The organism is Stenotrophomonas sp. 14P6.2.3 (assembly GCF_057799055.1).
In genome coordinates this window covers 136,855-159,895 of the sequence record NZ_JBYOLA010000010.1, presented here as the reverse complement: position 1 = coordinate 159,895, position 23,041 = coordinate 136,855, and the positions used below count along the sequence as shown (strand labels likewise).

Sequence of the window (23,041 nt, the reverse complement as noted above, 5' to 3'; positions counted from 1 at the left end):
CAGGGTGGCGGCGGCGGTCGCGCCAGCTGATCCCAGCTGACAGGGATGGCGTCGCCCGCTGCGCGGGGGCTGCTTATCGGGGGACGACGCTAACGCGTCGTCCCTTTTTTGTTGCTGGCTGCCGGGTGGTTTGAGAGCTGGCGGTGGGTTTCGTGTGGGCGCTGGGGAGCGAGGTCGGCGCAAAACACGCCGCAACCCATCCATGGGGGCTCGTAGGCGCCATCCATGGCGCCTGCGGTTTTGCGCCGACCCCGCTCCCCAGCGCTTCAGACATTTCCAGCGCCTACTTGTCCCGCCGGGTAGCCGGGAGAAGAAGGATCAAATTCAAAGACAAAGACAAAGACAAAAGCAAAAGCCGGAATTCCAGCTTTTGCTTTTGATTTTGCCCTTGCTCCCGCCTTGGGTTTGCTGCATCCGCGCCCGCAGGAAACTGTCTGGGGAGGACGGATGGGCCGCGCAGGACCGCAGGCGCCATGGATGGCGCCTACGAGCCTACAGGGACGTACTTGCGGCGTGTCCTGCGCGGCCCATCCGTCCTCCCAATCCCAGCGTCAGTTCGGCGCGTAATGCCTCAACCCCGCGCTTTACTCGGATTCACCAGATTCCCAAAGAAGATCGCATTGATCAGCAACCGGTCCGTGCCATGCCAGTACTTGCGATGCGCCGGATCATCCGCAAACAGGATCACGTTGCCCTGCCCCTGCGCCGACACCAGCAGCCACGCACTGCCCGCCACGCGACTGCGGTTGCGCTCGGACAGATACCCGTTCACCCGCGGCGTGTCGTCGATCCGCACCACCGTGGAAAACCCGTTCGCGCTCGGCTGCAGGATGACCGTGTTCTCCTTGTTGATCGCCAGTTGCCGGCGCGGCACGCCGAATGCCAAAGGATGACTGGGGTCGACGTCGGCACTGAGGATGTTGCCGCTGACACGCTCGATGGCGGCGATATCGCGCTGGTCGCCGAAGGCGCGGCGCGCGGTGTCTCCCGCGTCCTCTTCCTTGCCCAGCTTCTCGCCCTCGGCGAGCTTCTGTTCGATCGCCCACTTTGAAGCGCTGCCATAGGTCACCAGTGACCCACCGGCCTGGATCCAGCGCTTCAATGCCGCTACCGCGGTTGCGTCGATCCCCGTGTAGGTGCCGCCGGAGAGCACGATCGTGGTGTAGCGGTCCAGCGATACCTTGCCCAGCTGCTGGGGGTCCAGCTTGCTGGCCGGCAGGCGCAGCTGCTGGTCGAGCAGGAACCAGGCCGAACCGATTTCGGTGGCGGCCACGCCCTCGCCCATCACCAGCGCCACTGCTGGCTTGCGTAGTGCCTTGACGCCGTCACTGCCAAGGTCGATGCCATCGCGGCTGCGGCCACTGGACAGCGCATGCACCTGCACGCCGGCTGCCCGCGCTGCGGCGGCGACCGCTTCCTGCAGCGCCGCGCCCTGCAGTGGCTGCCCGGCCACCGGTACCACGATGCTGCCACCGGCAAAGGCCACGTCACCCTGTGCGGTGCTGGCGGTGAACGGCTGGAAGGTGGCACGCGTGGACAAGCCCTTGGCCTGCAGACCGGCCAGTGCGCGGCCCGCGTTGTAGTCGCGCCAGTCGATCACGTAGGCGAAGCCCGCTTCACCACCAATCACCCCGCCCTGTACTTCGGGAACCTCGAGCACGCGGGCGCCGCCGTCGATGCGGCTGCGGCTGCCGGCAGAGGCCACGCCGTAGGCCGGGGCGATCGCATAGCTGGTGCTGCCGTAGAACACGTCGCCCTTGATCGGCGGGGTCTCGGCGAAGATCGAATGGACCAGCCGGAACTGCGCCTGCTGCACCGGCACCACGTAGGCGCTGCCCGCTTCGAAACGCTGGCCATCCACGGTGACGGCGCGATCCAGCGCATGCACTTCAATCCTGTGCAGCAACAGCAGTTCCAGCAGGCGTCGGGTCAATGCCGGATCATGCGCGTCGCCGAATACGAAGCTCTTCACCGGCTGTTGTGCGGCCTGCTTCAGCGCGCTCTGGAAGAATTGCTTCTGCAGATCGAACAGGGCGTTGCGTTCGGTCACCGCGCCGCGCACCGTGCCCAAGCCGGTGGCAACCTGGTTGCGGATGGTGAACGGGAACGTCAACAGGCCATTCACCGATTCCTGCACGCGACCACGCGAGCTGGCCTGTTCGACGGTGACACCAACCGCGCCGTGGAAGTCCGGATAGGTAGAGCCGTACACGGGCGAGAAATTGTCGAAGTTCTCACCGGTGTAGTACAGCGAGCCCAGCGCATCGAGCGCCTGGGCATGGTACTTGGCCAGGGTCTTGTTGAACTCGTACGACGCCGCCGGGATCAATGGACTATGCATGCTCTTCGGCGATGGCTCGAAGTAGTACGTGCTGTCCTTGCCCATCTCGTGGAAGTCGATCTGCACGTTCGGGTACCACTGGTGGAACTGTGCCACCTTCGGTCGCGAATCCTGTTGGGTCAGCGCCAGCCAATCGCGATTGAGATCGGTGAAGTAGTGGTTGGTGCGGCCCTGCGGGAACGGCTCAACGTGCTCCTTGTCGGCCGGATCGGCCGAGGCCGGATCTGACGCCCAGGCGTTGTGCCAGTTGGCGGCGCGGTCGCGGCCATCGGGATTCTGCGCCGGATCGAACAGCACCACCGCCTGCTGCAGCCACTGCTGCGTTTCCGCGCTGCGGTTGGCCACCAGGTAGTACGCGGTCAGCATCGCCGCTTCGCCGCTGGAGGTCTCGTTGCCGTGCACGCTGTAGCCCAGCCACACCACCACCGGACTGTCACCGGCAGCGCTGCGCGGCTGCGCCGGATCAACCAGGGTCGCGTGCTGCTGGCGGATCTGTTCCAGCCGCGCGTGGTTGCCGGCAGCGGTGACCGTGGCAATCAGCAGCGGTCGGCCCTCATAGCTGCGGCCGATCTCGCGCACGCTGATCCTGTCCGAGTGCTTGGCCAGCTCCTGGAAGTAAGCCACCAGCTGGTCGTGGCGGGTGTAACGGCTGCCGATCGGATAGCCGAGGAACTGCTCCGGCGTGGGAATGGCGGTATCGAAGGCCGCTGCATCGGTGGCCTTCGGGAAGAAATAGGCACTCTGCGCATGCACCGCAGACGGCAGCGATACGGCGGTGGCGACGGCAAGCAACAGCGGTAGAACAGCACGGCGGCGGAAGGACACGGTGACTCCCCAGAAACATGGCAACACGGCCGGCCACACGGGGTGGCCGGCCGCGGCGGGTGGATCAGAAGCGGTAATCGAAGCCCAGCGTGAAGTAGCGGCCACGCAGGTCGTACTGGCTGAAGTCGTACGGCGCGCGGATGCCCGGGAACGAGGCGTCGTACGGCGGCGTCTTGTCACCCAGGTTCTGCACCTTGGCATACACGGTCAGGTTCTCGATGCCGGTGTAGCCCAGGTACAGATCGAACTGGTTGTAGGCATCGACGCGGCTCTGCACCGCGGCGGCGGCGGTGCTGGCCTTCTGGTCGTAGCCACTGGTGTAGTACCAGGTCACCGCAGCGGTGTAGTCGCTGTAGTTCCAGTCCAGTGTGGTGGTGGCCTTGTTCTTCGGCAGGGTGGCGCCGAGGTTGCTGCCGGCGTAATCCACCAACGGGCCACCGACCACGGTCGGGCGCCGGTAGTCGCGCACGTGGGTGTAGGCCGAGGTCACGGTGAAGTCACCGAAGGCGGTGGTCGGGATGCGCTGGCGCAGCTCGACGTCGATGCCCGAAGTCTTCAGCTCGCTCAGGTTCTGGTAGCGGTTGTAGACCGCCTGCAGCTTGCCACGCTCATCGCGCTGCACGGCACCGGCGACGTTGTCGTTGACCAGGGCCTGGGTGTTGTTGGTACCGACCAGGTTGTCCAGCTGGATGCGGTAGTAGTCGACGCTCAGGTTGGTGTTCGCCCACGGCGACAGCACCACGCCGAAGTTCACGCTCTTGGTACGCTCCGGCTTCAGGTCGTTGTTGCCGACGGTGAAGAAGGTCGGGTTCTGCCGCGAGCCCGGCACGTCCGGATCACGCGGGTCGACCACGCTGCCGTAGGCGATGCTGGTGCTGTTGGAGTTCTCCGACAGCGACGGCGCACGGAAGCCCTTCGACGCGGACGCACGCACCAGCAGGAAATCCAGCGGCTGCCAGCGCAGACCGAGCTTGGGCGAGAACGCGTCGCCGAAATCATCGTAATGATCGGCGCGGGCGGCGGCGGACAGCTCCAGGGTCGATGCCAGCGGCACATTGACCTCGGCATAGGCGGCGCTGACCTTGCGCTCGCCGTGCACTTCGGCAATCGCCGGGCGCACCTGCAGGCCGGCGTCGATCTGCCACGGGTTGTTCGAATCGAGCTTCTCTCGGCGCCATTCGGCACCGGCGGCGAAACCGATGTCGCCGGCCCAGGTGTGGCCGAGACTGCCCGAGATCTTCGCGTCGATGCCCTGCAGCTTGGATTCGGCCGGACGCAGGGTGGCGATGTTGATCGAGTCGCGCACCGACTGCGGCGTCGCCGCCGGATTCAGCAGGTTGTAGCTGCCGGTCGCCAGCGCATTGGCCAGCGCCCAGCGGTTGGCGAAGCCGCCGGAGACGGTTTCGCGCTCGCTGCTGCGCGCGCCGAACGCGGCCACTTCCCAGTCCCACTTCTCGGTGTTGCCACGCAGCCCGAACACACCGCGATAGGCGGTGGAGCGGTTGGTCTTGATGGTGCCGCCGAGGTCGAAGAAGGTGTATTCGATCGGAATCGCGCGGCCGTACGGGTTGTACGGATTGCCGGCAGGCAGGTTGGACGACACCGGCTCGGCCAGGCCGGTCTGCGCGTTCAGTGCGAAGCGACCGCTTTCCAGGGTGAAGAACGGGCTGCTGCCGAACCACGCAGCGCTCTTGATCTGGCTGTACAGCACTTCGCCGAACGCTTCGACGTTGTCGCCAAGGCGGAAGGTGCCGTTGGCGTAGGCCTGGTAGCGCTTGGTCGAGGGAATCAGGGTGGTGTACGGCGCCTGGTTGAAGCCGCAGGTGTCACCGGCCAGACCGTCGATCGGCGCGCTGGCCACGCGGGTGGTGCCGGTGGGGCAGTTGCCGTTGGCATCGAGCATCGGCACGGAGGTGCCATTGACCAGATAGCGTGCGCCCTTGGCCGACCAGCCGTTCCAGCGGCCGCCGGGCTGGTCGCTGTAGATGCCGCTCTTGGTCAGGTTGCGCTCGTCCTGGTCCAGTCGCTCGCGGTTGTAGGCCTGCAGGCTGAAGAGGATGTTGTAGCCGTCCTTGTCGATGTCGCCCAGACCGCCGACGAACTTCAGGTTCTGCTCGTGCAGGCCGCCCTGGTCGGCGCCACCGAAGCTGCCACCGATCTCGGCGCCTTCGAAGTTCTGCCGGGTGATGATGTTGACCACGCCGGCCACTGCATCGCTGCCGTACACCGCGGATGCACCGTCCTTGAGCACTTCGATGCGTTCGACAGCCACCAGCGGCAGCGCGTTGAGATCGACGAAGGTGTCCGACAGGCCGCCGGCCGGGAAGCCGTAGTTGGCCAGGCGCCGGCCGTTGAGAAGCACCAGCGTGTTCTTCTGCGAGAGGCCGCGCAGACCGATGCCGGCCGAGCCCGATGCCCAACCGTTGTTGGTGGTCTCGTTGCTGGCGTTGCCGGTGTTGGCCGAGATCGAGCGCAGCACATCGGCCACGGTGGCCTTGCCGGTCTGTTCCAGCTGCTGGCGGCCGATCACCTGCACGGGGTTGGAGGCTTCGGTATCGGCGCGCTTGATGTTGGAACCGGTGACGCGCACGGCAGCCAGGGTACTGGCGTCGCCGCTGGCGTCGGCGGTGGTTTCGGCGGCGGCAGACAAAGGCGCGGCCAGAGCGACGGCCAGGGCCGCCACGAGCAGGGTGTGCTGGGGCATGACGATGTGGGGGAGGTAGTGGAAGGACGAGGTAAGTTCCGCAGTAATCCATGCCTGGCCGGGCTGCGGCCAATAACATCTCTTCATACGGATATAAGAGAAACTATCATCTCTTCATCCGGATGGAAAGAATTTCTTCACGAAAGGACAACGCGGGACCGGGCTGATCGGGCGCCTGCGGCGTACAATCGCGACATGGAAATCTTCAAAGTCTTCATGCTCGAGGCGGCGCACCGCCTCCCCAACGTGCCGCCGGGGCACAAATGCGCGCGCCTGCACGGCCACTCCTTCCGGGTGGAACTGAAGGTGGAGGGCGAGCCGGGTGCGCAGACCGGCTGGATCATGGATTTCGGCGATGTGAAGGCGGCTTTCCAGCCGATCTACGACCGCCTGGACCACCACTATCTCAATGACATCCCCGGCCTGGAGAACCCGACCAGCGAGAATCTGGCAGTGTGGATATGGAACGAGCTCAAGCCCGTCCTGCCGGCATTGAGCGAGATCACGGTGCACGAAACCTGCACCTCGGGCTGCCGCTACCGCGGCCCTGCCGCCTGATCAACCCACTGATCTGAAAGGAATCCAGGCGCCGGAAACGGCGCCTTCATATTTTTTGTTGCAATGCCGCATGATCGGCGTATGCTGCATTGCATCAATACAAATGCACGGCGGATGCGACTGGCAACAGCCACTGGCGCGACGCCCACGCTCATTGCATGGGTCCCTCCCCCCATGCAATCCGGACCCGGCAGATCCCTCCCTCTGCCGGGTCTTTTTTTTCGCCTCCGCCAGGCAGGCTTCTTCGCCTGGATCAGCCGCGACCGGATGGGCCTCGCCGTGTCCGGTAAGGGTTTGGACAAATGTCCCCCGGCGCCGGCCTGCGGCCGCCCCCTCCTCCTTTACTTTGTCCAAACCCTTACCGGCCACGACGACGCTCGGCTTGCGGGGCCCAGGCGCGCAGATCGCTGCTTTTCCCGAGGCCACCGAAGATCTCCCCATGCAGGGCGGAGGCCCTTGCGTGCGAAGTAAAGGGGGAGGTGACGGCCACCGGCCGGCGCCGGAGGACATTCGCACGCAAGGGCCTCCGCCCTGCGCCGCGCAGAATGAGTTCGTCGCGCAAGGAATACTCAGCGCCCGCGGTTGCCGTGCCAGTGCTGGTACCACGCTTGGAACATCAACACGTTCCACAGGTGCGTATGCCATTTGCGCTCGCCGCGCAGGAACGCCTCCCAGATCGCGCGCACGCGCACCGCATCGAAGCAGCCCTGGTTGCGCAGCAGTTGCGGATCGAGCAGTGCTTCCGCCCAGTCGCGCAGTGGGCCGGCCAGCCAGCGCGCCATCGGCGGGCCGAAACCGCGCTTGGGACGATAGACCAGCGGTGCGGGCAGATAGCGCGACAGCAGATGCTTGAGGATCCGCTTGTGCTCACCGTCGTGGTATTTCAGGTGCTGCGGCAGGCGCCAGGCCAGGCGCACCACCTCCATGTCCAGCAGCGGCGAGCGCGTTTCCACGCCGGCCGCCATGCCTGCACGGTCGACCTTGGCAAGGATGCCTTCGGCCAGATCCATGCGGAAATCCAGCAGCTGGATGCGTGCTTCTGCCGGCAGTGCGGTGTCCTGCTGCTGGAAGATCGTCGCCGGCTCGCGTGCGCCCAACACCACCTGGGTCGGCTGCCGCCAGCGGGTGACGCGCTGCAGGTAATGCCCCTCCACATCGTTGGCCGCCACTTCGGCCACCAGTGCCCGCCAACCGCCAAGCCGACCACGCTCCACGTTCAAGCGGCTGCTGCCACGCCGCGCGAGATCACGCACCCAGTCCGGCAGGCCACCGCACAGGCGCGCATTGCGCAACGCGCGGCCGTAGCTGGGGTGGCCGAAGAACAGTTCATCGCCGCCGTCGCCGGTCAGCGCCACCGGCTTGCGCGCGCCGAGCAGCTCGCTGGCCAGCAAGGTGGGCAGCTGCGAGGCATCGGCGAACGGTTCGCACCAGACCTGCGGCAAGCGCTGCAGCAGATCCAGGCCCTGCCGGCTGTCCATCCTGTGCAGGTGGTGATGCACGCCCAGATGGCGGGCGACCTGCGAGGCCCAGTCGCTCTCGTCGTGACCAGGGTCATCGAAACCCACCGTCCATGCTTCGACCGGCAACGCCGATTGCGCCTGCATCATCGCCACCACCAGCGACGAATCGGTACCGCCGGACAGGAACGCACCGCAGGCCACCGGTGAATGCATGCGCGCGGCGATCGCCTGCTGCAGCACCACCTCCAACTGGTCGGTGGCCTGCTCCAGGCTGGGCGCCGGCTGCAACGGCTCCTGCAGCGCTGATTGCATCGCATCGCGCGCGCACCAGTAGCGATGGCCTCCCTGCGTCGCCTGCGTTGATCCGCCGGCGGCATGGTCGTTGAGGTCCACGCGCAGCATCGCCCCGGCCACCAGCTTGTGGATGCCGCGATAGATGGTATGCGGCGCAGGCACATAGTCATGGCGCAGCAGCAGGCTCAATGCATCCTGGTCGATGCTGGGAGCGAACCCGGCGAAGGCCTGCAGCGCTTTCAACTCCGAAGCGAACAGGAACTGGCCCTGGTACCACCCGTAATACAACGGCCGTTCGCCGACCGGGTCGCGCGCCAGCCAGAGTTCATGCGCATGGCGGTCCCAGACGCTGAACGCAAACGCCCCTTCGATGCGCGACAGCGCACGCTGCACGCCCCACTCGACGATGGCCTGCAGCAGCAGGCGTGCATCGGTGCAGCTGCGCGGCAGATCGCGCAGCTGCGACTGCAGCGCCGCCCTGTTGTAGATGCGGCCATCCAGGCACAGCACGTAACGCCCACAGCTGGAACTGAGCGGCTGCAACGGCATGTCGGTCGGCGCGCGGCAATGACCAAGGGCCAGTCCTGCGTCGGCATCGGTCCAGTAACCGATGCGACCGCGGCCGCGCTGCTGCAGCGCCCGCAGCATCGGCGCCAGCTGCTGCAGCAGCTGCTCGTCGTCGGCAGGCGGCAGCCAGGCCCCGACCACGCCGCTCATCGCTGGCCTCCATGGCAATGGCAATCAAGGGAAAGCACGGGACAGGAGGCGGACGGCATGAGGGCGGCACGCGGATGGGGAGAGCTGCCATGCTCCGCCCCGCCGCGCGCCACGTCAGTCGTAGCGCTGTCAGCGACCGTCACCGCAGGCGCGCCTTGCGTAACGTTTTGTAACAACCGGATTGCTACCCTGCAGCCAAGTCATTGCCCGGCCTGAGGCCCGGCCCGTGCGCCAGCAACCCCGGCTGAATGGCGCCCGCCCCCAGGACCCGGGCGGCCCGACAGCTGGGATAGCATCGCCGCGCTCGTGCCACGGCGGTACGGAAGCGCCCCGGAGGCCTTGTAAATGCTGGATATCGTACTGGTTGAAGACGACGCTCGGCTGGGCACGATGGTCAGCGACTACCTGCAGCGCCACGGTTACCAGGTCGCCCATGAGCGCTGCGGCCAGCGCGCGATCGCCCGGATCCTCAGCGAAAAGCCGGCGCTGGTCCTGCTCGACATCGGCCTGCCGGGCCAGGATGGTTTCGAAGTGTGTCGGCAGATCCGGCCCCACTATGACGGGATCATCTGCGTGCTGAGCGCCCGTACCGACAACATCGACCAGGTGCTGGGGCTGGAACTGGGCGCCGACGACTACATCGGCAAGCCGATCGAACCGCGGGTGCTGCTGGCCCGGCTGCGCGCCCATCTGCGCCGCCACCGTCGGGTCGAGCCACGCGATGAAGCGCTGCGTTTCGGTGAACTGAGCATCGATCCGTCCACCCGCAACGTGCACCTGCAGGGCCGCCTGCTGGAGCTGACCACCGCCGAATTCGACCTGCTGTTCCTGCTGGCCGGCAACGCGGGCCAGATCCTCGACCGCGATGCGCTGCTGCGCGGCCTGCGCGGCATCGCCTTCGATGGCCTGGACCGCTCGATCGATGCACGCATCTCGCGCCTGCGGCGCAAGCTGGGCGACAACCCGGAACAGCCCGAGCGGATCAAGACCGTGCGCGGCCGTGGTTACCTGTTCAGCCGATCGGCATGGGGATGAAGCACCCATCTTCGGCCATGCGTGGCCACGCCTTCCACTTCCTGCGCTACGGCATCGGCTTCCTCGTCGTCCACCTTCTGCTGATCGTCGCCGGGTTGTGGGCCTGGGATGCGCTGCTGGAAGATCGCACCGAGGCCAGCCTGCAGGCGGAAATGCGCGGCCCACATGCGATGCTGCAACATCGCTTCGCCGAAACGCCGCCGGCGCAGTGGCCAGCCCTGGCACAACAGCTGGACAGCGATTTCGCCTATCCGCTGCAGCTGATGCCGCTGACCGAGGCTGCCGCGATACTGCCGGCGAAACAGCGCAAGGGCTTGCTCAACGGACACGTGCAGATCGAGCTGGACAGCATGCGCAGCCTGCAGCGCGTCGGCAACAGCAGCAGTGCGCTGATCCTGGGACCGTTGGACCAGGCCCTGCCCGAGGAAGGCTGGCAGGACAGCGAAGCCTCCGGCGTGGCCATCATCCTGCTGATCCTGATGGTGGCGGTGGCGCTGCCGATGTATGTGATGGTCTACCGGCTGTGGCGGGATGTCTCGCAACTGGCGCAGACCGCGCGACGGATGCGCGATGGTCAGCTCGACAGCCGTGCGCCGCGCGCCGGTACCGCGCTGGTGCGCCCGTTGGCCAAGGCGTTCAACCACATGGCCGAACAGCTGCAGTTGCTGCTGGAAAGCCAGCGCGTGCTGGCCCAGGCGGTGGCGCACGAAGTACGCACGCCGCTGGCACGGATGCGCTTCGGCCTTGCAGACCTGGAAGAAACCGGACTGGATGATGCCCAGCGCGATGCACTGTCGGGGCTGCGCATCGATGTGGACCGGCTGCAGCACCTGACCGACGCCGGCGTTGAATATGCGGCACTCGGGCGCTGCCATCAGCTCACCCGTCAGCGCCTGCAACTGGCCGCACTGGTACGCGGGGTGGTCGACCAGTTCGCACCACTGACGATCCCGGTGCAGCTGGACCTGTCACCCGCAGGGCTGGTCAACGTCAACCGGCACATGCTGGAACTGGCGCTGCGCAACCTGCTGGGCAACGCGCTGCGTTATGCGCGTCGGCAGATCCGCATTGTCAGCACGCTCAACGAGGGATGGCTGTGCCTGCAGGTGGAGGACGACGGCCCCGGCATCGCCGTCGAACTGCGCAGCCAGGTGCTGCAGCCCTACGTGCGGCTGGACCAGGCCAGCCCGGGTTTCGGGCTGGGGCTGGCGCTGGTGCAGGTGGTGGCGGACAAGCATCGCGGCCACGTGGAAGTGGCCGATTCGGCGCTCGGTGGTGCCTGCATCCGGCTGCTGCTGCCGATGGAAAGCGGTGTCGCGCCACCGGCAGAAGACGTCTAGTTCGTCTCCGCATCCGCGCGTGGCAAGGCGAACACGAACAGCGCACCCTGCTCGCTTTCGCGCAGCTCGATGCGGCGGCCGTGCAGCTGCACGATGCGCTGCACGATCAGCAGGCCGAGCCCGCCGTTTTCGCCACGCCGCGCCCCCAGTGCCGCCGGCGCCAGGAACAGTTGCCCACGCAGCGCTGGCGGCACTCCGGGGCCATCGTCCTGCACCGCCACCTGCACACTGTCGGGCAGCGCCGACAGCTGCACCTGCACGCGGCCACCGTCCGGCGCATGTCGCAGCGCGTTGTCGAGCAGGTTGGTCAGCACGCGCTCCACAAGACCGAGATCGGCGCGTACCAGCGGCAGGCCCGGCGGGAACTCAGCATGCAGGCGCTGCCCGCGTGCCTGCGCGGCCAGTTCGAATTTCTGCAGCACGTCCTGCAGCAGTTCCGGCAGCGCGAACACCTCCCACTCCAGCCGCACTTCGCCGTGTTCCAGCCGTGCCAGTTCGAACAGTGCGCGGGCAAGACGGCCGACCTTGGCACTCTGCGCCAGTGCGATACCGAGATAGCGACGGCGCTCCTGCGGCGACAGCGTGGCTTCCTTCAGCGCAAGCGTTTCCAGGTAACCGTGCAGCGAGGACAACGGCGTACGCAGGTCGTGCGAGATGTTGGCCACCAGTTCGCGGCGCTGCAGGTCCTGCTGGCGCAGCTGCTGCCACTGTTCGCCCAGCCGTTGTGCCATCTGTGCATGGGCATGTTCGAGGATCTTCAGCTCATCGCGCTCGCCCGCGCGCAGTGGTACCGATGCGGGCAGCGGCGTCGGTGCGTCGATGTCGAAGGCCTGTATGCGCCGGGTGACCTGGCGCAGCGGCCGGGTCACCCAGTAGAAGGCCACCAGGCCGGCAAGCAAGCCCAGCCCGCCTATCAACAGCACCGACCACAGGGTGGTGTGCCATTGGCTGCCAGCGGCCAGGTCATCGGCCAGCATCTGCCGGTGTTCGCCCACCAGCACCACGTACACGTAGCCGGCCTGCCGCCCCTGCACCACCAGCGGCGCCACACTGAACACCTTGCGACCATCCGTGCTGCGCGGATCGTCACCGAGGATCGGCAGCGCCGCGCCGGACAGCAGGCGCCGCAGCGGTGCCACGTCCACCTGGCTGCGCATCAGATGGCCGCTGGGCGCATCGTGGCCGAGGATGCGGCCCTGGTCGTCCAGCAGGTACACCTCGACACTGGGGTTGACCGCCATCAGCTGGCCGAACAAGGCGCGCACCGCCGCATCGCGCATGCCGCTGGTGTCCATCAGCTCACTACGCTGGGCGATGTGCTCGGCCAAGCCCAGCGACAGGCGCTGCACCACTTCCTGCTCATGGCGGGTATTGGTGCGCATCTGCCAGGCCAGCAGCGCCATGCAGCACGTCAGCATCAGCGCTGACATCACCAGCGCCAGTTTCTGCCACAGGTTCGGCTTGATCATGCTGCCGCCCCGGCCGGGTCGACCAGCTTGTAGCCGCGCCCCCATACGGTCAGCAGACGCCGTGGGTTGCCCGGGTCGGTTTCGATCTTGCTGCGCAGGCGGTTGATGTGGGTGTTGACCGTGTGCTCGTAACCATCGTGCTGGTAGCCCCAGACCTGGTTGAGCAGTTCCATCCGCGCAAACACCTGGTCCGGGTGGCGGGCAAAGAACAGCAGCAGTTCGAACTCACGCGGTGTCAGTTCCAGTGCATTGCCATCGACGGCGGCAGTACGCGCGACCGGGTCCAGGCGCAGCCCGCCAAGTTCGATCGCCCCGGCATCGATGCGCGCGTTCTGTGCCATGGCTTCGGCGCGGCGCAGCAGCGCACGCACGCGTGCCACCAGCTCCGGCATCGAGAAGGGCTTGGCCAGGTAGTCGTCCGCGCCCAGTTCCAGGCCGACGATGCGCTGGGTTTCGCTGCCGCGTGCACTGATGATGATGATCGGCACATAGCGCGCCATCGCGCGTGCACGCTGGCAGACCTGCAGGCCATCCACGCCCGGCAGCATCACGTCCAGCACCAGCGCATCCCACGGGCCTTCCTGTTCGATCAGGCGCAGGCCGGCATCGCCGCTGGCGGCGTGCGCGACTTCATAGCCCTCATCACCGAGGTGCATGCGCAGCAGGTCGGCGATATGGGCATCGTCTTCAACGATCAGGACACGTTTGGCGGACATCGGCAGGTTCGGGCCAGTGGGGAGGCTGCCCGCATTGTGGCGCGGGAGCGGCGTGGATACCTCACGAAAAATTGAATCCTGCGTGAGGATTCGTTGACCGGAGGGGGCGCAGCATGACCCCGTCGCCCCTTCCCGGAGTCCACCATGTCCCTCACCCGCCGCCATCTGCTGGGCCTGGGCGGTGCTGTCACCGCCGCCGGCCTGCTGGGCCTGGGCGCGTGCAGCCGCGCTGCCCCCGCCGCTGCCGAGGCGCGGCCTTCGCGACAGTTCGAGGTGGCCCGCAGCGATGCCGAGTGGCGTCGGCTGCTGAGCCCGACGCAGTATGCCGTGCTGCGCCAGCAGGCCACCGAACGTCCCTGGAGCAGCCCGCTGAACAAGGAACACCGGCAGGGTACGTTCGCCTGCGCCGGCTGTGCGCTGCCGCTGTTCTCGTCGTCCACCAAGTTCGAGAGCCACACTGGCTGGCCCAGCTTCTGGGCGCCGCTGCACAACGCCATCGGCGAGGACCGTGACACCACCTTCGGCATGTTGCGGGTGGAGGCACATTGCCGTCGTTGTGGCGGCCACCTCGGCCACGTGTTCAACGACGGCCCGCGTCCGACCGGACTGCGCTACTGCATGAACGGCGCCGCGATGGCGTTCATTCCCGGGGCTGCACAACAGGACGCCGCCGGCGACTGGCGCGTGCCGCTGGGTTCTTCCCCCACTTCGGGAGCGTGATGATGCTGCTGTTGCTGCTTGCCTATCTCGGGGGCGTGCTGACCCTGCTCAGCCCGTGCATCCTGCCGGTGCTGCCGTTCGTGTTCGCACGCGCCGATCGTCCTTTCCTGCGCAGCACCCTGCCGCTGCTGCTGGGCATGGCGCTGACCTTCACCGTGGTTGCCAGCCTGGCCGCGGTCGGCAGCCAGTGGGTGGCGCAGGCCAACCAGATCGGCCGCTGGGTGGCACTGGTGCTGATGGCCGTGTTCGCCATCGCACTGCTGTGGCCGACCCTGGCCGACCATCTGCTGGCGCCGTTCCAGCGCATCGGTGCGCGACTGAGCGCGCGTGCCGACGCCGCTGATGCGGCCGGCCGTGGCGGCGCCGGGACTTCGCTGCTGATCGGCATCGCCACCGGCCTGCTGTGGGCGCCCTGCGCAGGCCCGATTCTCGGCCTGGTGCTGACCGGCGCCGCCCTGAACGGCGCCAGTGTCGGCACCAGTTCGCTGCTGCTGGCCTACGCGCTGGGCGCAGTCACCGCGCTGGCGCTGGCGGTGTGGGTGGGTGGCCGCGTGTTCCGTGCCCTGCAGGCCCGGCTCGGGCTGGGTAATGTGGTGCGCCGGGTGCTGGGTGTGGCCGCGCTGCTGGCGGTGGTGGCGATCGGCCTGGGCTGGGACACCGGCCTGCTGACCCGTCTGTCCGCGGTCAGTACCGCACGCATCGAACAGGGCCTGCTGGATGCCGTGCCCGACGCACAACCAGCAGCACCGCCAATGATGATGATGGCGGCCGGGCAGGCAGGCGCGCCGCTGCCAGTGGAAGGCACACTGCCTTCGCTGAGCGGCGCCACCGGCTGGCTCAACAGCCCGCCGCTGACTGCCGAGCAGCTGCGCGGCAAGGTGGTGCTGATCGATTTCTGGACCTACTCCTGCATCAACTGCCTGCGCGCGATGCCGTTCGTTCACGAGTGGGCGCAGCGTTACCGCGACCATGGCCTGGTGGTGGTCGGTGTGCATACGCCGGAGTTCGCGTTCGAGCGCGACCCGCGCAACGTGATGAAGGCCGTACAGCAGCTGAAGGTCGAGTATCCGGTCGCGCTCGACAACCAGTATTCGATCTGGCGCGCGTTCAACAACCGCTACTGGCCGGCGCACTACTTCATCGACGCGCAGGGCAACATCCGCGGCCATCAGTTCGGCGAGGGCAACTACGCGCACTCCGAACAGGTGATCCGTCGTCTGCTGGTGGAAGCCGGGCAGACCGACCTGCCACCGCCTGCGGACCCCGCTGCGGCCGACCTGCAGGGCGTAGCCACGCAGGCCGACATGGGCAACCTGCGTTCGCCGGAAACCTACCTGGGCCACGCACGTGCCGAGCAGTTCGCCTCGCCGGGCGGGCAGCGCGTCGACGCAGTATTCGGCTACACGCTGCCATCCACCCTGGCGCTGAACCAATGGGGCCTGTCCGGACTGTGGCGGGTCGACGATGAAGCGGCACAGCTGCAGCAGGCCGGCGGCCGCATCGCCTTCCAGTTCCATGCCCGCGACCTGCACCTGGTGCTGGCACCGGGCGAGGACGGAACGCCGGTGCGTTTCCGCGTGCTGCTTGATGGCAAGCCACTGCCAGCGGCCGATGCCGGCGCCGACGTGGCTGCCGATGGCACCGGCACCGTCAACGAACACCGTCTGTACCAGCTGATCCGCCAACGCGGCACGATCGGTCCGCATCGTTTCGAGATCGAATTCCTCGACGCAGGCGTGCAGGCCTACGCCTTCACCTTCGGTTGAACCGGGAGCACACGATGAAACTCTCCTTCGAACAGGGCATTGCCGCCGGCGTCGCCGGCCTGGTCGCCACCGCGCTGGTCGCGGGTGTGCTGCTGGTGGACCGCGGTGCGGTGGCCGCAGCGGCCGAGCCCACGGCAAAGGTGCAGGCGCTGCCTGCGCCCAGCGGCGACGCAGCGTTCCGCGATGACGCCAGCCATGCCAGCGTGGTCTTTGCCGGCGGGTGTTTCTGGGGCGTGCAGGGCGTGTTCCAGCACGTCAAAGGCGTGAGCAACGCGGTGTCCGGTTACATCGGAGGCAGTGCCACCGATGCCCGCTATGAGCGCGTCAGCGGTGGCCGCACCGGCCACGCCGAAGCGGTGAAGGTGGACTACGACCCGCGCCAGGTCAGCTATGGACAGCTGATGCAGGTGTTCTTCGCGGTGGTGCACGACCCGACCCAGCTCAACCGGCAGGGGCCCGATCATGGCAGCCAGTACCGCTCGGCGATCTTCGTCGATGACACGCGCCAGCAGGCAGCAAGCCGCGCCTACATCGGCCAGCTCGGCCAGGCCGGCAGCTACCGCGCGCCGATCGTTACCCAGGTGGGCAGTGGCCAGCGCTTCTACCCGGCCGAGAGCTACCACCAGAACTACATGAGCAACTACCCGCAGGCCGCGTACATCCGCTACTACGACGCGCCCAAGCTGGCCGCGCTGGGCAAGCAGTTCCCGGCGTTGTACCGCCGCGATCCGGCGCTGGTGCCGATGCGGTGACACCCCTCTTCTGTAGAGCCGAGCCCATGCTCGGCTGCTGTTGGCGAAAGAGCAGCCGAGCATGGGCTCGGCTCTACACACAACAAAAAAAGACGCACGGCCACAGGGCCGTGCGCTTGGGAAGTATCGACCCGGCCCCGATCAGGCCCGGCCGACAACGACATGCTAGGCTCGTCGGCATCATGGGTACAGAACCAGATGCGGGTCGAGTCGATGGATACAGAAGACACCACCACGATGATCCCACCCCGCTACCAGCGGCTGTCGGACGAGCTGGCTGAAGCCATCCACGGCGGGCGCCTGCCGGTCGGCAGCCGGTTGCCGTCGCTGCGGCAGATGGCTTCGCAGCGCCAGCTCAGCCTGAACACCGTGATTGCGGCCTATCGCCAGCTGGAAGACGCCGGACTGGTCATTCCACGGCCTAAGGCCGGATTCGAAGTCGCGCCGCGACTGTCGGCGCCGCAGCGATCGCTGCGCGATGCACCGTCAGCACCCACTGCGCCGTTGCAACAGGTGCTGATGGCTCGCGTGCTGGAAGCACAGCGCCGCCCCGGCGTGGTCGACCTGGCCTTTGCCGGCCCGCGCGGACGACAGTTCTACCCGGGCGCGCAGCTGGCCCGGCACACCGCGCAGGTACTGCGCCATGGTCAGCAGACCGTGGAAACCTACGCCCGTCCCAACGGTTCGCAGCGCCTGCTGGCGCAGATCGTGCGGCGTGGGCCCCGGCTGGGCCTGCATACCCATGCCGAGCGCCTGCTGCTGACCCATGGCGCGATGGAGGCACTGCAGCTGGCCCTGCGCGCGGTCACCCAGGCCGGTGATGCCGTCGGCATCGAGGCGCCCTCGTACTTCAACCTGTACCCCCTGCTGACCACGCTCGGCCTGCAACCGATCGAACTACCCACCCATCCGCAGCGCGGCCTGGACGTGGATGCGCTGGAAGCACTGCTGGAGCACACACCGGTGGCGGCGCTGGTGGTGATGCCGACCGTACACAACCCTCTGGGCTGTACGATGCCGATCGCCGACAAGCAACGCTTGGCCGAGCTGGTCAACGCACGCCAGCTGCCGCTGATCGAAGATGCGGTGTATGCCGAACTGCAGTTCTGCGAGCCGCCGGCCCCCTTGCTGAAGGCGTTCGACCGCGATGGTTGGGTGATGGTGGTCGGTGGCTTTTCGAAGACGCTGGCACCGGACTACCGGATCGGCTGGCTCGATGGCGGACGCTTTGCCGAACGCATCGCGCTGCTCAAGTTCCAGTCCACCGGCGGCGAACCGCAGCTGCTCGGTGATGCGGTGGCCGCCTACCTGGAAGCAGGCAGTTACGAGCACCACCTGCATCGCATGCGCCGCCTGTACCGCGAACAGGTCGGTCGCCTGCGGCAACTGGTCGCCGAACATTTCCCGGCCGGCACCTGCGCGACCGAGCCGCAGGGCGGGTTCCTGCTGTGGCTGGAGCTGCCGGGCGTGGACACCCGTGAACTGTTTGAGCGCGCACTGGCAGAGGACATCGTGTTCATGCCGGGCCAGGTGTATTCGCGTGGCGCGCGGTACCGGCATTGCCTGCGGTTGTCGTGTTGCCAGACCCTGGACGCGCGCTTCATCGGTGCGGTGGAACGGTTGGGTGCGATCGCGCGGGAGCTGGTGGCGCGCTGATGGATCGGTAGCGCCGGGCCATGCCCGGCGGCTTCTCTGCCTGCCGCGCTGAGCGCTCGCCGGGCATGGCCCGGCGCTACCCTCACGCGTCGTGCAGGTGTGTGCTCAACGCTTCGCCACCGGCTTCCGGCAGATGCGGCAGCCGTCCCCAGCAGGGCATCGGCAGGCGCTGCTGCAGGGTCGCGAAATTCTCATCCTGGCGCTGCATCGACGGATCGATGTGGTTGCCGATCCAGCCCAGGCAGTCCACGCCGCTGGCCTGCAGCGATTGTGCGGTCAACCGCGCGTGGTTGACGCAGCCCAGGCGCAGGCCGACCACCAGCACCACCGGTAGCCGCAGCGCACGCACCAGGTCAAGCTGGTCCAGCTGCGCAGACAGCGGCGCCAGCCAGCCGCCCACGCCTTCGACCACCACCACGTCGGCCTGTGCGCGCAGGCGTTCGAAGGCCGCCACGATCGGGGACAGTTCGATGCGCACGCCATCTTCTGCCGCCGCCAGCTCCGGCGCCAACGGCTGGCGCAATGCGTAGGGGTTCAGATCGGCATAGTCCGGCATCGGCAGGCTGGCGGCCTGCAGTGCCAGCGCGTCGTCGTTGCGCAGGCCCTGCCCCAGATCGTGGCTGCCGCTGGCCACCGGCTTCATGCCCACCGCGCGCAGGCCGCGCCGGCGCAGCGCGTGCAGCAGCGCGGTACTGGCGGCGGTCTTGCCGATCTCGGTATCGGTGCCGGTGACGAACAGGGCCGTCGGCAACGTGGCAGGCAGGGACATCACAGGCTCCAGCAGGGCAACAGAGCCTGCATTATCGCTGGCCCGGCACGCTTGCTAGACTGCGGCCATGTTCGCCAACGCCTCGCTCACCGGCAGCAAGCCGGAACAATACGCCCAGCTGCTGGAACAGGCCCGTGGCCTGGTCTACGGCGAGTCCGACCGCATCGCCAATGCGGCCAACCTCGCTGCTCTGGTCTACCACGCCCTGCCCGACCTGAACTGGGTGGGTTTCTACCTGTATGACGGCAAGGAACTGGTGGTCGGTCCGTTCCAGGGCCTGCCGGCCTGCGTACGCATTCCGCTGGACAAGGGCGTGTGCGGTGCGGCCGCCAGCCAGCGCGTGACCCAGCGCATCGAAGACGTGGAGGCCTTCCCCGGCCATATCGCCTGCGATGCCGCATCGCGCTCGGAGCTGGTGGTGCCATTGGTCCGGGGTGAGGAGCTGATCGGCGTGTTCGATATCGACAGCCCCATCGTCAGCCGCTTCGATGCTGAAGACCAGGCCGGTCTGGAAGCCATCGCCCACGTGTTCGTCGGGGCGTTGAAGTGAGCGCGGTCAAGCTGCGCAACATCGGCCCGAAGAGTGCGGCGTGGCTGCGCCAGGTAGGCCTGCGCAGCCGCGAGGATCTGGTCGCCATCGGTGCCGTCGGCGCCTTCGTCAAGGTCAAGCGTGCCGGCTTCAAGCCCAGCCTCAACCTGCTGTATTCGCTGGAAGGTGCGCTGCTGGATTGCCACTGGCAGGAACTGAGCGAACCGCAGCGCACCGCGCTGGTGCAGGACTACGAAGCACGTATCGCCGTGCATCCGCTGAAGGCGGCAGGCCCGGCATCAGGCCCGGTGCATGAGCAGCGCTTCGGCGCCGAGGACGACGGCGAAGAAGGCGCGGCCGAAAGCACCGACGAGGATTGATCGGTAGCGCCGGGCCATGCCCGGCGAGCGCGCTCAGGGCTGCTGCAGCTCCAGCAGCTCACCCACCAGCCCGGCTTCACCGCGCTCGACCCACACGCGCAGGCGCGTGCCGTGGTCGATGCGCAACGCCCAGCACAACGACATCGGCAGGCCACATACCTGCGACAGCACCATGCGCAGCGGACCACCGTGGCTGACCACTACCGTCGGCGCCGGGTCGTCGTCGTCCAGCAGTCGATCCAGCGCGCGTGCGATGCGCCGTTCGAAATGGCCCCAGCTCTCGCCATGCGGCGGCGGAAACGCGTGCGGATCCGCGTGGAAGGCGGCCAATGCGTCTTCCGGCAGGTCGAACAGCGATTGGCCATCCCAGTCGCCGAAATCCAGCTCTTCCCACTCCTCGTCCGCCTCCACGTCCAGCGCGCGCGGTGTGGCCAGTGCCATCGCCGTATGCAGCGAGCGCAGGCGCGGCGAACTGATCACCCGTTCCCACGACTGCCCGGCATAGGCATCGACCAGCTCCTGCGGCAGGCGGGCCAGCTGCGGCGGATCGCTGCGGCCATCGAGGAACTCATCACGACCGTTGCCGGCATGGCGGACCAGGTCGAGGATCATGCGCGTGCCCAGTCAGGGCGGCGCGGGAACAGCGGAAAACAGACGGACATCGGCAACGGCACCACGATAATTCGAGCTGCATTCTAGGCGCTGGCGCAGGTCTGCTGCACCGTGCAGGCACATCCGCACCTGATCAGCCGAGCAGGTTCGACGCTACCGGCCGGTCGCGATGCCGTAGACTGCGCGCACTTCCAGGTGACCTGCGGCCCTGCCGGCAGGTTGAAACGGGAAGCCGGTGACGCGTGACAACACGCCATGCCGGCGCTGCCCCCGCAACGGTAAGCACGTCAGTTCCAGGCAACCCGCCACTGTGCCGCAGGCATGGGAAGGCGCCTGGACGGTGGCCTTGGGCCACCCGGCGGCGAGCCCGGAGACCGGCCCGGAAGCCTCAGGTCGCGATGCGGTGGGCATGGCGCTGGATGTCTGTGGCGATGGCCGCGGCATCGGCGCGTGCCTGCCTGTTGTGACTCCTCCCCTTCGCTGCGCGGGCGTGCGCGGCACCTGGAGTCCCCCCGATGAAGCTGCAGTCCCGAATGCTGTCCCTGGCCGTGCTGGCCGCTCTTCCTGCGCTGGCCCTGGCCGAAGATCGCGCCGCCGACCTCGATCAGGTGCTGGTCACCGCCACCCGCACGCCGATCGCCCTGCAGGACAGCATTGCGCCTGCGCAGGTGATCGACCGTGCGCAGATCGAATCCAGCCAGGCCACCTCGCTGCAGGAACTGCTGCAGGGCCGCGCCGGCATCAACCTGACCAATGCCGGTGGCCTGGGCAAGCAGAGCTCGCTGTTCCTGCGTGGCACCAACTCCTCGCATACCGTGGTGCTGGTTGATGGCGTGCGCATCAACAGCGCCGACCTCGGCCTGGCGATGTACCAGGATCTGCCGCTGGCGCAGATCGAGCGCGTGGAAATCGTGCGCGGCCCGCAGTCCAGCCTGTACGGTGCCGACGCCATCGGTGGCGTGATCCAGATCTTCACCCGCCGCAACCAGGGCGACTTCGCTCCGCACTTCCAGCTGGGCGGCGGCAGCAACGGCCTGCGTGAAGCCAGTGGCGGCATCGGCGGTGGCACCGAACGCGGCTGGTTCGGCGCCGACATCGCCTACCAGCATTCGGACGGCATCGATGCCTGCCGTGGCTCGGCCACGCTGTTTGCCGGCTGCTTCGCCGATGAACCCGACCGCGACGGCTACCGCAACCTGTCCAAGAGCCTGCGCGGTGGCTACAACCTGAGCGACCAGTGGACCGTGGAAGGCAGCGCCCTGCGCGCCGACGGCAAGAACCACTACGACGGCTACTACAACTACTCCGAGACCCGCCAGCAGGTGCTGGCCGGCAAGGTGCGCTACACCCCGTCCGAGCAGCTGACGCTGACTGCCAATGTCGGCCGCAGCGACAACGAGTCCGACAACTTCGGCGATTTCGGTGCACGCGGCAGCGCACAGACACACCGCGACAGCGCCTCGCTGCAGGCCGACATCGGTGTGGCCGAAGGCCAGCTGCTCAGTGCCGGCGTGGACTGGAGCGAAGACAACCTGGACGGCAGCAGCGCCGGCTACCTGGTCGACAGCCGCCGCAATACCGGCGTGTTCCTGCAGTACCAGGCGCGCTTCGGCCGTCACCAGCTGCAGGCCAGCGCGCGCAATGACGACAACCAGCAGTTCGGCAACCACGCCACCGGCAGCCTCGGCTGGGCGATGGAGCTGGGCCATGGCCTGCGCGTCAACGCCAGCTACGGCACCGCGTTCAAGGCGCCGACCTTCAGCGACCTGTACGACCCGTGGAGCGGCGTGCCGACGCTGGACCCGGAGAAGTCCAAGAGTGCCAACCTCGGCATCTCGCAGCAGGGCCAGGGCTGGCGCTGGGGCCTGGATGTGTACGAGACCCGCATCGATGACCTGATCACCTATGACGCGGCCACCTTCCGCATGCAGCAGGTCGAGAAGGCACGCATCCGCGGTGCGGAACTGACCGGCGGCGCCACCCTGGCCGGCTTCGACATCAACGCGCAGCTGAGCTTCACCGATCCGCGCAACCGCACCAGCGGCAGCGCGCAGTTCGACAACTGGCTGGCACGCCGTGCGCAGCAGACCGCGCGCCTGGACATCGACCGCCGCTTCGGCGACTTCCGCACTGGCCTGACCGTGCAGGGCGCGGGCAAGCGCTACGACGATGCCACCAACGCGGTGAAGGTCGGCGGCTACGGCACGCTGGATCTGCGCGCCGAATACGCGCTGACCCCGGCATGGTCGGTGCTGGCGCGGGTGGCCAATGTGTTCGACCGCGAGTACGAGACCGTGGCGTGGTTCAACCAGCCCGGCCGCGAGTACCAGCTGAGCGTGCGTTACCAGCCAAAGTGAAAAGAGGCGCCGGGCATTGCCCGGCGCCCCCTGATGCCATC

General features: G+C 67.4%; 17 protein-coding genes and 1 riboswitch. Of the genes, 10 read left to right on the top strand and 7 right to left on the bottom strand.

Annotated elements, in window-relative coordinates:
- Positions 1–571 precede the first annotated feature (571 nt).
- Complete coding sequence (locus tag AC27VL_RS10635) at positions 572–3,166, bottom strand: M14 family zinc carboxypeptidase (RefSeq protein ID WP_488766339.1); 2,595 nt, start codon at positions 3,164–3,166, stop codon at positions 572–574.
- A gap of 64 nt (positions 3,167–3,230) precedes the next feature.
- On the bottom strand, positions 3,231–5,870 hold the full coding sequence (locus tag AC27VL_RS10630; protein ID WP_488766337.1) for a TonB-dependent receptor: 2,640 nt from the start codon (positions 5,868–5,870) through the stop codon (positions 3,231–3,233).
- Positions 5,871–6,065: 195 nt separating this feature from the next.
- Between AC27VL_RS10630 and queD the strand changes: the two genes are divergently transcribed.
- Positions 6,066–6,428 (top strand): 6-carboxytetrahydropterin synthase QueD, encoded by a 363-nt coding sequence (queD, locus tag AC27VL_RS10625; RefSeq protein WP_100554652.1) that lies wholly within the window; start codon positions 6,066–6,068, stop codon positions 6,426–6,428.
- A 569-nt stretch (positions 6,429–6,997) separates the two neighbouring features.
- Here the strand turns inward: queD and asnB are convergent.
- Positions 6,998–8,899: an asparagine synthase (glutamine-hydrolyzing) gene (asnB, locus tag AC27VL_RS10620; RefSeq protein ID WP_100554651.1), complete on the bottom strand. Its 1,902-nt coding sequence runs from the start codon at positions 8,897–8,899 to the stop codon at positions 6,998–7,000.
- 345 nt (positions 8,900–9,244) lie between these two features.
- On the opposite strand from asnB, the gene AC27VL_RS10615 reads away from it, so the two are divergent.
- Both AC27VL_RS10615 and AC27VL_RS10610 read left to right on the top strand, forming a co-directional pair.
- Entirely contained in the window at positions 9,245–9,934 is a 690-nt protein-coding gene (locus AC27VL_RS10615; RefSeq protein ID WP_099821602.1) for a winged helix-turn-helix domain-containing protein, read from the top strand.
- Entirely contained in the window at positions 9,931–11,274 is a 1,344-nt protein-coding gene (locus tag AC27VL_RS10610) for an ATP-binding protein (RefSeq protein ID WP_100554650.1), read from the top strand. Before AC27VL_RS10615 ends, AC27VL_RS10610 begins: the two co-directional genes overlap by 4 nt.
- On the opposite strand, the gene AC27VL_RS10605 is transcribed toward AC27VL_RS10610, so the two are convergent.
- Both AC27VL_RS10605 and AC27VL_RS10600 read right to left on the bottom strand, forming a co-directional pair.
- Positions 11,271–12,743, bottom strand: a complete 1,473-nt coding sequence (locus AC27VL_RS10605) for a sensor histidine kinase (protein ID WP_488766335.1) — start codon at positions 12,741–12,743, stop codon at positions 11,271–11,273. The genes AC27VL_RS10610 and AC27VL_RS10605 overlap by 4 nt on opposite strands.
- Entirely contained in the window at positions 12,740–13,459 is a 720-nt protein-coding gene (locus tag AC27VL_RS10600; RefSeq protein ID WP_025878436.1) for a response regulator transcription factor, read from the bottom strand. Before AC27VL_RS10600 ends, AC27VL_RS10605 begins: the two co-directional genes overlap by 4 nt.
- A gap of 144 nt (positions 13,460–13,603) precedes the next feature.
- Between AC27VL_RS10600 and msrB the strand changes: the two genes are divergently transcribed.
- The 4 genes from msrB (at position 13,604) to AC27VL_RS10580 (ending at position 18,353) form a co-directional block, all read left to right on the top strand.
- The gene (gene msrB, locus AC27VL_RS10595; protein WP_488766333.1) at positions 13,604–14,179 is read left to right on the top strand and encodes a peptide-methionine (R)-S-oxide reductase MsrB; all 576 of its coding nucleotides are present in this window, start codon (positions 13,604–13,606) and stop codon (positions 14,177–14,179) included.
- Positions 14,180–14,181: 2 nt separating this feature from the next.
- Positions 14,182–15,945, top strand: coding sequence for a cytochrome c biogenesis protein DipZ (locus AC27VL_RS10590; RefSeq protein WP_488766331.1), 1,764 nt, complete (start codon positions 14,182–14,184; stop codon positions 15,943–15,945).
- Between the two features lie 14 nt (positions 15,946–15,959).
- Positions 15,960–16,697: a peptide-methionine (S)-S-oxide reductase MsrA gene (gene msrA, locus AC27VL_RS10585; RefSeq protein WP_488766329.1), complete on the top strand. Its 738-nt coding sequence runs from the start codon at positions 15,960–15,962 to the stop codon at positions 16,695–16,697.
- Between the two features lie 213 nt (positions 16,698–16,910).
- Complete coding sequence (locus AC27VL_RS10580) at positions 16,911–18,353, top strand: aminotransferase-like domain-containing protein (protein ID WP_488766327.1); 1,443 nt, start codon at positions 16,911–16,913, stop codon at positions 18,351–18,353.
- 82 nt (positions 18,354–18,435) lie between these two features.
- On the opposite strand, the gene bioD is transcribed toward AC27VL_RS10580, so the two are convergent.
- A complete protein-coding gene (gene bioD / locus AC27VL_RS10575) occupies positions 18,436–19,122 on the bottom strand; it encodes a dethiobiotin synthase (protein WP_488766325.1) in 687 nt (228 codons plus the stop codon).
- Positions 19,123–19,189: 67 nt separating this feature from the next.
- Here bioD and AC27VL_RS10570 point away from each other — a divergent pair, with 67 nt between their 5' ends.
- Together AC27VL_RS10570 and AC27VL_RS10565 are read left to right on the top strand one after the other, a co-directional pair.
- Entirely contained in the window at positions 19,190–19,672 is a 483-nt protein-coding gene (locus tag AC27VL_RS10570; RefSeq protein ID WP_100554644.1) for a GAF domain-containing protein, read from the top strand.
- Positions 19,669–20,031 (top strand): TfoX/Sxy family protein, encoded by a 363-nt coding sequence (locus tag AC27VL_RS10565; protein ID WP_100554643.1) that lies wholly within the window; start codon positions 19,669–19,671, stop codon positions 20,029–20,031. Before AC27VL_RS10570 ends, AC27VL_RS10565 begins: the two co-directional genes overlap by 4 nt.
- Positions 20,032–20,064: 33 nt before the next feature.
- Here AC27VL_RS10565 and AC27VL_RS10560 read toward each other — a convergent pair whose 3' ends face one another.
- The gene (locus AC27VL_RS10560; RefSeq protein ID WP_089238474.1) at positions 20,065–20,643 is read right to left on the bottom strand and encodes a histidine phosphatase family protein; all 579 of its coding nucleotides are present in this window, start codon (positions 20,641–20,643) and stop codon (positions 20,065–20,067) included.
- Between the two features lie 176 nt (positions 20,644–20,819).
- A riboswitch (cobalamin riboswitch) is annotated at positions 20,820–21,040 on the top strand.
- Positions 21,041–21,158: 118 nt separating this feature from the next.
- On the opposite strand from AC27VL_RS10560, the gene btuB reads away from it, so the two are divergent.
- A complete protein-coding gene (gene btuB, locus AC27VL_RS10555) occupies positions 21,159–23,000 on the top strand; it encodes a TonB-dependent vitamin B12 receptor (protein ID WP_488766323.1) in 1,842 nt (613 codons plus the stop codon).
- Positions 23,001–23,041: the final 41 nt, after the last annotated feature.

Excerpts from the sequence above, each read along its gene's own strand:
- AC27VL_RS10630 (WP_488766337.1), bottom strand. The coding sequence starts at position 5,870 with ATGCCCCAGCACACCCTGCTCGTGGCGGCCCTGGCCGTCGCTCTGGCC.
- queD (WP_100554652.1), top strand. The coding sequence starts at position 6,066 with ATGGAAATCTTCAAAGTCTTCATGCTCGAGGCGGCGCACCGCCTCCCC.
- asnB (WP_100554651.1), bottom strand. The coding sequence starts at position 8,899 with ATGAGCGGCGTGGTCGGGGCCTGGCTGCCGCCTGCCGACGACGAGCAG.
- AC27VL_RS10615 (WP_099821602.1), top strand. The coding sequence starts at position 9,245 with ATGCTGGATATCGTACTGGTTGAAGACGACGCTCGGCTGGGCACGATG.
- AC27VL_RS10610 (WP_100554650.1), top strand. The coding sequence starts at position 9,931 with ATGAAGCACCCATCTTCGGCCATGCGTGGCCACGCCTTCCACTTCCTG.
- AC27VL_RS10605 (WP_488766335.1), bottom strand. The coding sequence starts at position 12,743 with ATGATCAAGCCGAACCTGTGGCAGAAACTGGCGCTGGTGATGTCAGCG.
- AC27VL_RS10600 (WP_025878436.1), bottom strand. The coding sequence starts at position 13,459 with ATGTCCGCCAAACGTGTCCTGATCGTTGAAGACGATGCCCATATCGCC.
- msrB (WP_488766333.1), top strand. The coding sequence starts at position 13,604 with ATGTCCCTCACCCGCCGCCATCTGCTGGGCCTGGGCGGTGCTGTCACC.
- AC27VL_RS10590 (WP_488766331.1), top strand. The coding sequence starts at position 14,182 with ATGCTGCTGTTGCTGCTTGCCTATCTCGGGGGCGTGCTGACCCTGCTC.
- msrA (WP_488766329.1), top strand. The coding sequence starts at position 15,960 with ATGAAACTCTCCTTCGAACAGGGCATTGCCGCCGGCGTCGCCGGCCTG.
- AC27VL_RS10580 (WP_488766327.1), top strand. The coding sequence starts at position 16,911 with ATGGATACAGAAGACACCACCACGATGATCCCACCCCGCTACCAGCGG.
- bioD (WP_488766325.1), bottom strand. The coding sequence starts at position 19,122 with ATGTCCCTGCCTGCCACGTTGCCGACGGCCCTGTTCGTCACCGGCACC.
- AC27VL_RS10570 (WP_100554644.1), top strand. The coding sequence starts at position 19,190 with ATGTTCGCCAACGCCTCGCTCACCGGCAGCAAGCCGGAACAATACGCC.
- AC27VL_RS10560 (WP_089238474.1), bottom strand. The coding sequence starts at position 20,643 with ATGATCCTCGACCTGGTCCGCCATGCCGGCAACGGTCGTGATGAGTTC.
- btuB (WP_488766323.1), top strand. The coding sequence starts at position 21,159 with ATGAAGCTGCAGTCCCGAATGCTGTCCCTGGCCGTGCTGGCCGCTCTT.